We start from the raw sequence: 8,025 nt of genomic DNA on the forward strand, positions 1-8,025 counted from the left end.
CAAAGGAATTCCTCCAACAACTCCCGTTCTCTTTGAGATATTCTTTCAGCCATATTCGCTCCATAAGTTTAATTGTTTGTTCTGAACCTAACGTGAATAAGTATCATCAATCAGTATCCTGTTTATGATTGCCGTTACAGACTCTGATTACTGTCATCTTTGATACGCCAGCTAGCCGGGCTGTTTCACGCAGTGATTTTCCGTGGGCCAGACGCAGAGTGCGTATCAATTCATGTTTCTGCGCGTCGGCCACCCTGCCTCGGTATTTTCCTTCAGCTTTCGCCTTACTGATGCCCTCTGACTGACGGCGTCGACGGTCTTCGTAATCTTTTCGGGCAATAGCGGCGAGCATATCCAGCATCATGCCATTTACGGCCTTCAGCATGCTTCGGGTAAAGTCATCACTTACTGTGCTGGAGAGCGCCAGATGGCTGGTCGGTAGATCAAGACTGACGATGGCCAGCTGCTTATCAGTAATTTGCTTTCTGAGTGTCTCCCAGCCTGCATCATCCAGGCGGGTAAGCCTGTCGACCTGTTCTATGAGAATCACATCACCAGGTTCCGCATCACCAAGAAGCCTGATCAGTTCTGGACGGTTCATTGTCGTACCGGAGACATTATCGATATACCAGCCAGCAATACGGTGGCCATTTTGGTTTGCAAATGCCTTCAGTGCATTTTTTGCCCGGCTGGCATCCTGCTCTGAAGTGGATGCCCGGAGGTAACCAAAAACGAACATATTTTGTCCTTATGGTAACTTTTAAGTGGTCTTGCTTATGATGGTATCACTTATGTGGTAACAATAACATTCGCCGGTATTTTTTCGGATGGTATATATAGAGCATACCCAAATGTGACAGGCTGACGCGCCCATCGGGCTTGTCCAACCCTTCGCCTGCTCAGATGCAAGCTCTGAACAGACTCACGGTTTGCGTAGTGGGTCAACAAAATCAATTACGATCACCAGAAATAATCAAAATGTGATTTCGCATGCGAAATCTATTGCGTATCATTATTGATACTCTAATGTTTATCTGTATACTGTTTATGTCGTCATGAAAGCTCGACAACAAACGCAGTGGCAGATAGCTGCTTCTGCACCTGGCGAAACGCCTGACTCACAGGAGTGTGTATGAAATCCCGCAATGAATTCATTTCATTATTGAAATACTCTTTCAAGCCGTGCCGCCCCTTCTCAAACATTTCGCATGCGAAATCTTAAGGACTGTTACATGACACTGAAAATTGGACCTATCGGAAAACTGATCGTTGTATGTAGTCAGAAGGGCGGAATCGTTAAATCGCAGTCATCCAGTGAAATTGCACATGATCTTCGTAAAGCTGGTTTCCGCGTGCTTGAAATTGATATGGACTGGACAACTGGTCTGACGGAGAGGGCATTCCCTGACGGCTTACCTTATGAGATAGAACGCGAACCTTTAAGTAACAGTTTTACACCCGGTGAAGCGAATACATATCAGCTTTTCTTTTCTGAAACAGAGATTCGACCGATTGAGCTTCCTGGCGGGCGCTTTTTTATCGGTGCTACCAGTGAACTTAATGAAATTAACTACCGAAACAGCGACTGCATGTTCGACTTCAGGGAACGTATTGAAGAACTGAAGAAACAGTTTGATTTTATTATTGCTGATTCAGCGCCATCTTATTCAAATGTTATGATCGCAGCGCATATGTCAGCTGATTATCTTCTGATCCCTACCCTGCTGGAGAAGCAGGCCCGTAATGCAGTTGGTAAACAGCTTACTTATATGCAGAAAATTAAGCGGAACTACAATCCTTCGCTGCAGTTCATGGGGACTTACGTGACCCAGACGCAGGTGAAAAATTATAAAAAACCACTTAAAGAAGGATATCTGGGGCCTATTGATACACTGAATCTGAATCTCCTCATCGAGATCCTTCAGGGAAAAGGCTACTCTGAAGAATACATTCTCGCCTATATATCATTTGTACCTGCTGCTGCAAAAGAAGCGATCGAACTTGGTCTCTCCTTTGATGAATACGACCCAAAATGTCTTCCTGCAATTCAGTATAAAGAACTTACCCAGAAAATTATTATGCTCGCAGGAGGTAAGTAATGGCCAAGAAACCTTTTATGAAGCGACTACAGGCGCAGCAGGAAATGAAAAAAAATTCTGCTGTTGTTTCTGATATTGAAAAAGTCATTGCAAATAAACAGCCAGATGAGCAGAGCCATGATATAGCTGCACACCAGATTATGGCGGATATTGCACGCCCGGATATCGAACCTGATGGTCAGATAATACGCGTCGATATAAATCTGGTTTATGCTGAAGATCAAGTGCGACCTGAAGAAGACTTCGAGGAAGATATCATCGATGGTATGTCTGATACCTTCGAAACGATAGGGATGCTTACCCCACCTCGTTGTTATCCTCGTGACAGACGTGGCTACCAGATATGGTTAGGCGAAACGCGTGTTCGCACTGCCCGCAAGCGTGGTGATACCCACATTGATATTTATGTTGGTAAACCACCACGGGAAAGAAAAGAACGCATCATCGGTCAGCTCATTGAAAACCTGCAGCAGTCTGGTTTGAAACCATTAGCGACTGCAAAATCGTTCTATGAGCTCAAGCATGAGTTCAATATGACGGGTGAGCAAATCGCAAAAACAATGGGTAAGCCTACCTCATTTGTCAGTAAACACCTTCGTCTCATTGATGCACCAGAAAATGTTACCGCCCTTCTCCGGGATAAAGTCACATCTGATGTCGATCTGGCATACACACTGATACAGGTAAATGAAAAGTCTCCCGAAGAGGCCGAGAAGCTTGTCGCAGCTGCGCGAGAGTCTGGTATTTCACGTTCGCAGGTTAAAGCTGTTCTTGATGCAGTAAAAAACAAAAACAAAGGTGAGATTTCGCATGCGAAATCTAAGGCTCAGAACAAAAAACCAACCAAGCCTTTGGGCAGCAATTCAGATGTAAAAACCTGGCAGGTTGTTGTCGAGATAGACGATCAGCAAGGGGTAATAATGACTGACCGTGCGCCAGACAAAGCTGGGTATGTGTGGGTGAAAATGGACATTGGTGAGATTTCAGTTGAGGCTTCTGAACTACGCGTCAAAGGAATGCGCTCTCAGTGATGAAATCAACCCCGTTCACCGAAATGGCCACGGCATTCCGTGGCCAAATTGTCCGCCACTGGGCGCTTCGTTATCCCGGAACGCAATCCGAAGCAGCTGCCGCATTAACAGAAGCGGCTATCAATCTAGGATACGTTACAAGAAGCAGGCCCGTACCCGGCGCGGCATTACTTTCATGGGCCTCTAACCCGGCTGAAACTCCGTTGTGGGCAGCTCAGACGGCGTTAACATTGATGCTCAGCATCGGCTGGAAGCCCGAAAGTAACCAGGACTGGTGTGGTATGTCGGCGCTGATATTCAGAGCCAATCGTACACTTCCACTTGAGCAGTTAGTGGCTTCCTTGCCTGATAGCATAGACAGGCAAACTGCTACCGGATGGTTCGTGGCTGCAATTGAAGAGGATTCCAGCTACCGTAACAACAGGAAATCCAGATGACTTTTCAAGAGCTTGATGCTTGTATCGCAGGCTCTGGCAGACGTTCTATCGCTTCTGCATTAATCGCTTTTATTCTTGATGCGCTTGATGACGGACAGGACGGAGTTGATCTTGATATCTTCCAGAGCCACACGCGTTTCGTTCGTAATAATGTAACCACTGTAGCCAGTTATCTGCAGCTACACGGGATTATCCATATACTGTATTACCGTGATGGTGCTGCAGAACGTCAGTATGAGTCCGTTAATAATTACGGGCGGTGGGCAAAGCAGCACTATCGTCCTTCTGAGGCTCTTATACAGCTGCATCGACGAGATTAAACCGAAAGATTTCGCATGCGAAATCTATCTAACCTAAGGATTAAACAGAGTGCCGGGTTCAAAGAGAATTTGCAGGCAGTGTCTGAACGATGACCGTTATCTGAACAACATCATCGCAAGCGATCCTGATGCCTCAGAATCATGCGATTATTGTGACTCCGAAGAGATGACGATGTCGATGGAAACACTGGCTGAAAAGGTCGACTGGTTGATTGAAAATTATTATAGGGGCGGAGAATATAACCATTATCTGGAAGAGTATGAAGGTGAACCTCTCTTCTCAGTTCTGGAGCAAGAGGTCACAGCCAATGATAATATCATTGATGACTTATCGGAACTGCTCGAGGAGTTATGGTTTGACTGGAGCTCACATGATAGAAAATATGGTGATGAGCCTCATTTTGTTGAAGCTGTAACCATCTCAGGAAACCTGTCCAGAAAATGGAATTCAATGGAAAGGAAACTTCGGGAGAGTAATCGATTCTTTAATATGGACGCGATGGCAACTTTCGAAGAGGTTTTTACTTACCTTCACGAAAATCATCCCTCAGCATTCATCGATTTTGAGCCTAACAAACCAATTTTCCGTGGTCGTATTTTTCAGTCAGAGGATGCACTTGAAATCGCATTACGTATGCCCGAGTCGAGTTTCGGACCTCCTCCTCCTGAGCTGACACCTTCCGGCAGAATGAATGCTAGAGGTATCTCTGTCTTCTATGGCGCTACGTCCAGAAAAAATGCCATATCTGAAGTGCGGCCACCTGTCGGTAGTTATGTTGCTGTTGCTGAGTTCACTTTGTTGCGGACAGTCAGGTTACTCGACCTCTCCAGTCTCAAAGGGCTGGCTGTTAACGGATTTAGCCGCTTTGATCCTGAGTATCTTCTTCGATATGAACGCAGTAGTTTTATTCAGAATCTCTCCAGAAAACTTGTTATGCCGGTTGTTCCTGAGCTTGAAGAAACAAATTACCTGCTGACGCAAGCTATCGCTGATTATCTCTCAACATTTGAGCATTGCGAACTCGATGGGATACTGTTCGCTTCCGCGCAAAAGCCAAAGGAAAGCACTGACCCTTCTGTCATGAATATTATCCTGTTTCATAAATCATCTGGGGTACTGAATGCAGACCGAAGGTTCCGGGAAGCTGAAGTAAATATGTATCAGCACGATGAGGATATTTCGTACTTTGACCCAGAGATAAGGACGACTCCCGATGATTTCCGTCGTGAATTTAAAGTGCTATCACGTAAGAAAAATAGGGAAGATATACTTGAGTTAAAACTCGATGGCATAGAAGTTCATAAAGTAGAGGGTGTTGATTACTCCACATCAGAAACAACAGTCACGCACTATTTAACGGAAGGCCGCACAAAAGGAGTGATTTCGCATGCGAAATCTGGCTATTCGGATGACGAATTCTGACGGGTAGATATAACCCATATTTCGCATGCGAAATCTTTTGGTGGCAGATCATCTTATCATTGCCACCGGGAGATCATTCCAGCGCGTTGTGTACGCAGGGGAAAGCATTTCTCGTTTCATTTGCCACTCAGGAGCAATGCCTCGTCCCGCAAACCACACTTTTCCCAGTCCTGAATGGTTAATGCCGTCCACGACTTTCATCAGCTGGTTACTGTTGCTCCGGGGCTGAGTATCATCGAAGAGGTTCAGCTGCGAAACCCCGGTAGGAGTGAAATCATTGAGCATGCAACCTGCTTTTGCATATCGATGGCCATTCACCCAGATCCGATCCAGTGCTTTCACCGCTGCGGCTATGATGTCCCTGGTATCCTGCGAGGGAGTCATCAGCTTTTCACTGGCCACATTCCCGTAATACGGTTCGTTCACAGCGAACGGTGACGTCTTCACAAAAACGGCAATATGCCTGCAGAACTGACGCTCGCCGCGCAGCTTTTCAGCTGCACGCTCAGCGTACTGACAAACTGCCTGGCGCATGGCTTCATACGTCATGACACGCTCCCCAAAGGACCGGCTACAGACAATCTGCTGTTTTGGCGGAGGCGCTTCTTCAAGCGAAATACAGCTTTCTCCGTTGAGTTCCCGAACGGTTCTCTCCAGCACAACGCTGAAATTTTTCCTGATAAATACAGGGTTCGCGCGCGCCAGCTGTAGTGCAGTTGTTATCCCCATTGTGCTCAGTTTCTTTGAGATCCTTCGGCCAACCCCCCAGATTTCGTCTACTGGCTGCAGTGACAACAGTTTCTCCGTTCGTTTTGGATTGCCAGAAGTCAGAGCAAGCACGCCACCAAACTGCCGCCATTCCTTAGACGCCCATTGTGCGCTTTTAGCCAGCGTTTTGGTCGGCCCCATCCCGACGCCGATTGTCAGCCCCGTACCGGAGCGTACGTGCTCGCGCAGCTGCCGGCCGAAGTCCTCAAAATTAATGCAGCGGTCTATGCCGCGAATGTCCAGAAACATCTCGTCGATGCTGTACTGCTCCACGCGCGGCGCCAGCTCCTCAAGATGAGACATAACCCTGTTCGACATAGACGCATAGAGCTCGTAATTGCTCGAGAACGTGATGACCGGCTCCGGGAATTGTGCCGTCTTCAGCTGGAACCAGGGGACGCCCATTTTAATACCCAGCCGTTTCGCTTCGGCACTGCGCGCGATGACGCAACCATCATTGTTACTGAGCACCACAACGGGCCTGTTACGCAGGTCCGGACGAAATACTTTCTCACAGCTGGCGTAGAAGCTGTTGACGTCAGCCAAAGCGAACATCAATTCGTACCCCGCGTCTTATGTATGAATGCCATCACCACGCCGAATATCTGCAGTTCTTCCGGATAAAGAGTGGGGTAGGCGGGATTCATCGGCAGCAGGGCGATACGGGGTTTAAGCTGCAGGCGCTTAACGGTGAATTCGCCATCTGTTTCCGCGATGACAATATCCCCCTGCATGGGTTTTTCAGCTTTGTCGACAACCATGAGATCGCCGGAGTGCAGGCCCATATCTTTCATCGAATCGCCAATGGCCCGGACAAAGTAGGTCGCGCTGGGGCGACGGATACAGTAGGCGTTCAGATCCAGTTCGTCTTCGGTATAGTCCGCGGCCGGTGACGGAAAACCAGCCGGACAGCGCTCTGTGAAAAGTGGCGCGGTGGACAGTGCTGGCTCTGATGCGGGAGTGACAAAAAGGATCATGGCATACCTCTTAAAATACCTGTTTTTATATACAGTATTATTTTAAGATATTTCCCGTCCTGCAAGGAGAATTTTACCTGTTCCTGCCAGGTTATTGTTCTGGCGGATAAAACAGGCAGTGGGTTATCCACAGAAACGGTGCATAACCCTGTGAGTCGATGCCGGGCAACAGGCCAGCCCGCCAGTGTGTCTTCCACTCAGATTTCAGAATCAGACGTGCAGAAAGCCGTCAGTGACACGATTTCGGCGTTGTCGGAGAAGAAGGTCCAGTTTACCTGGTCGGAAATGCTGGCCGGCACGGTCAGTCGTCTGCCGTCAGCGTCAGGTCTGTTTGAGCAGGCCCGTGCCGGCATTGATGCCGCGATTGAAGGGCAGCGACTTATCCCGCTTGACCGTGAAAAGGGTATTTTTACTTCCGATATTCACCTGCTGAACGAACTCAGCGTTCATCAGCTGGCGCGCACAGCCATTCAGGAGCAAACCGTGCTGGTCTTTCCGGAACGGGCAAAAGCGCGCGATATGCCGGCAGGTGATGCTGTTTCTGTGCTGACCCAGGATAAAAGCCCGGTGGCTATTCTCAGCGGTCGCGGAGGCGCGCAGACCCTGCGTGAGCGCACGGAAGACGTGGCCATGATGGCCCGCGCACAGGGCCGTGAGGTGATGGTGATTGCCGCCGACGGTCGCAGTGGCCAGTTTCTGTCAGAAAGTCCGCACCTGGCAGGTCAGGTGATGCTGCGCTCGCAGATGAATGCAGGCACCGTATTACATCATCAGCGTTGGCAATAAAACGCTGCGATGCGATATCAGCAAGGACTACCCGCAATGGATCGAGGGGAACAAAGCTTGAGGGCCGAAAAAACTTCCGCATGATCCTGTTTGTTCAACTAAACGGCCTGACGCCTCCGCAGCGCGTCGTTGTCCAACCCCGGCAATCGGGGAAAAGCAAGTTTTCCCCGATTCCGGCGTTTCT

The 8,025-nt window shown here is 48.4% G+C and carries 8 protein-coding genes and 1 pseudogene; 6 read left to right on the forward strand and 3 right to left on the reverse strand.

Going from position 1 to position 8,025, the window contains the following annotated elements:
* Positions 1 to 106: 106 nt before the first annotated feature.
* Positions 107 to 739, reverse strand: a complete 633-nt coding sequence (locus KCR01S_RS23245; protein ID WP_042005150.1) for a recombinase family protein — start codon at positions 737 to 739, stop codon at positions 107 to 109.
* Positions 740 to 1,232: 493 nt separating this feature from the next.
* Between KCR01S_RS23245 and KCR01S_RS23250 the strand changes: the two genes are divergently transcribed.
* From KCR01S_RS23250 to KCR01S_RS23270, 5 genes are all read left to right on the forward strand, one after another.
* Positions 1,233 to 2,099 carry a ParA family protein gene (locus KCR01S_RS23250; RefSeq protein WP_061285223.1) on the forward strand — a complete coding sequence of 289 codons (867 nt, stop codon included), beginning with the start codon at positions 1,233 to 1,235 and terminating at the stop codon, positions 2,097 to 2,099.
* Positions 2,099 to 3,130, forward strand: a complete 1,032-nt coding sequence (locus KCR01S_RS23255; protein ID WP_061285224.1) for a ParB/RepB/Spo0J family partition protein — start codon at positions 2,099 to 2,101, stop codon at positions 3,128 to 3,130. Before KCR01S_RS23250 ends, KCR01S_RS23255 begins: the two co-directional genes overlap by 1 nt.
* Entirely contained in the window at positions 3,130 to 3,567 is a 438-nt protein-coding gene (locus tag KCR01S_RS23260; RefSeq protein ID WP_061285225.1) for a hypothetical protein, read from the forward strand. Before KCR01S_RS23255 ends, KCR01S_RS23260 begins: the two co-directional genes overlap by 1 nt.
* The gene (locus KCR01S_RS25455; protein ID WP_040118449.1) at positions 3,564 to 3,887 is read left to right on the forward strand and encodes a hypothetical protein; all 324 of its coding nucleotides are present in this window, start codon (positions 3,564 to 3,566) and stop codon (positions 3,885 to 3,887) included. Before KCR01S_RS23260 ends, KCR01S_RS25455 begins: the two co-directional genes overlap by 4 nt.
* Positions 3,888 to 4,059: 172 nt before the next feature.
* A complete protein-coding gene (locus KCR01S_RS23270) occupies positions 4,060 to 5,310 on the forward strand; it encodes an RES family NAD+ phosphorylase (protein ID WP_244886226.1) in 1,251 nt (416 codons plus the stop codon).
* A 48-nt stretch (positions 5,311 to 5,358) separates the two neighbouring features.
* On the opposite strand, the gene KCR01S_RS23275 is transcribed toward KCR01S_RS23270, so the two are convergent.
* Positions 5,359 to 6,633, reverse strand: coding sequence for a Y-family DNA polymerase (locus tag KCR01S_RS23275; protein ID WP_061285227.1), 1,275 nt, complete (start codon positions 6,631 to 6,633; stop codon positions 5,359 to 5,361).
* Positions 6,633 to 7,055 (reverse strand): translesion error-prone DNA polymerase V autoproteolytic subunit, encoded by a 423-nt coding sequence (gene umuD, locus KCR01S_RS23280; protein WP_015493080.1) that lies wholly within the window; start codon positions 7,053 to 7,055, stop codon positions 6,633 to 6,635. Before umuD ends, KCR01S_RS23275 begins: the two co-directional genes overlap by 1 nt.
* Before the next feature lie 216 nt (positions 7,056 to 7,271).
* On the opposite strand from umuD, the pseudogene KCR01S_RS23285 reads away from it, so the two are divergent.
* Positions 7,272 to 7,820: pseudogene (locus KCR01S_RS23285) on the forward strand (ssDNA-binding domain-containing protein); the annotation flags it as partial.
* Between the last annotated feature and the right edge of the window lie 205 nt (positions 7,821 to 8,025).

Origin of the sequence: Kluyvera cryocrescens NBRC 102467, from assembly GCF_001571285.1 — a bacterium.
Taxonomy (GTDB): Bacteria; Pseudomonadota; Gammaproteobacteria; order Enterobacterales; family Enterobacteriaceae; genus Kluyvera; species Kluyvera cryocrescens.

Excerpts from the sequence above, each read along its gene's own strand:
- KCR01S_RS23245 (WP_042005150.1), bottom strand. The coding sequence starts at position 739 with ATGTTCGTTTTTGGTTACCTCCGGGCATCCACTTCAGAGCAGGATGCC.
- KCR01S_RS23250 (WP_061285223.1), top strand. The coding sequence starts at position 1,233 with ATGACACTGAAAATTGGACCTATCGGAAAACTGATCGTTGTATGTAGT.
- KCR01S_RS23255 (WP_061285224.1), top strand. The coding sequence starts at position 2,099 with ATGGCCAAGAAACCTTTTATGAAGCGACTACAGGCGCAGCAGGAAATG.
- KCR01S_RS23260 (WP_061285225.1), top strand. The coding sequence starts at position 3,130 with ATGAAATCAACCCCGTTCACCGAAATGGCCACGGCATTCCGTGGCCAA.
- KCR01S_RS25455 (WP_040118449.1), top strand. The coding sequence starts at position 3,564 with ATGACTTTTCAAGAGCTTGATGCTTGTATCGCAGGCTCTGGCAGACGT.
- KCR01S_RS23270 (WP_244886226.1), top strand. The coding sequence starts at position 4,060 with ATGTCGATGGAAACACTGGCTGAAAAGGTCGACTGGTTGATTGAAAAT.
- KCR01S_RS23275 (WP_061285227.1), bottom strand. The coding sequence starts at position 6,633 with ATGTTCGCTTTGGCTGACGTCAACAGCTTCTACGCCAGCTGTGAGAAA.
- umuD (WP_015493080.1), bottom strand. The coding sequence starts at position 7,055 with ATGATCCTTTTTGTCACTCCCGCATCAGAGCCAGCACTGTCCACCGCG.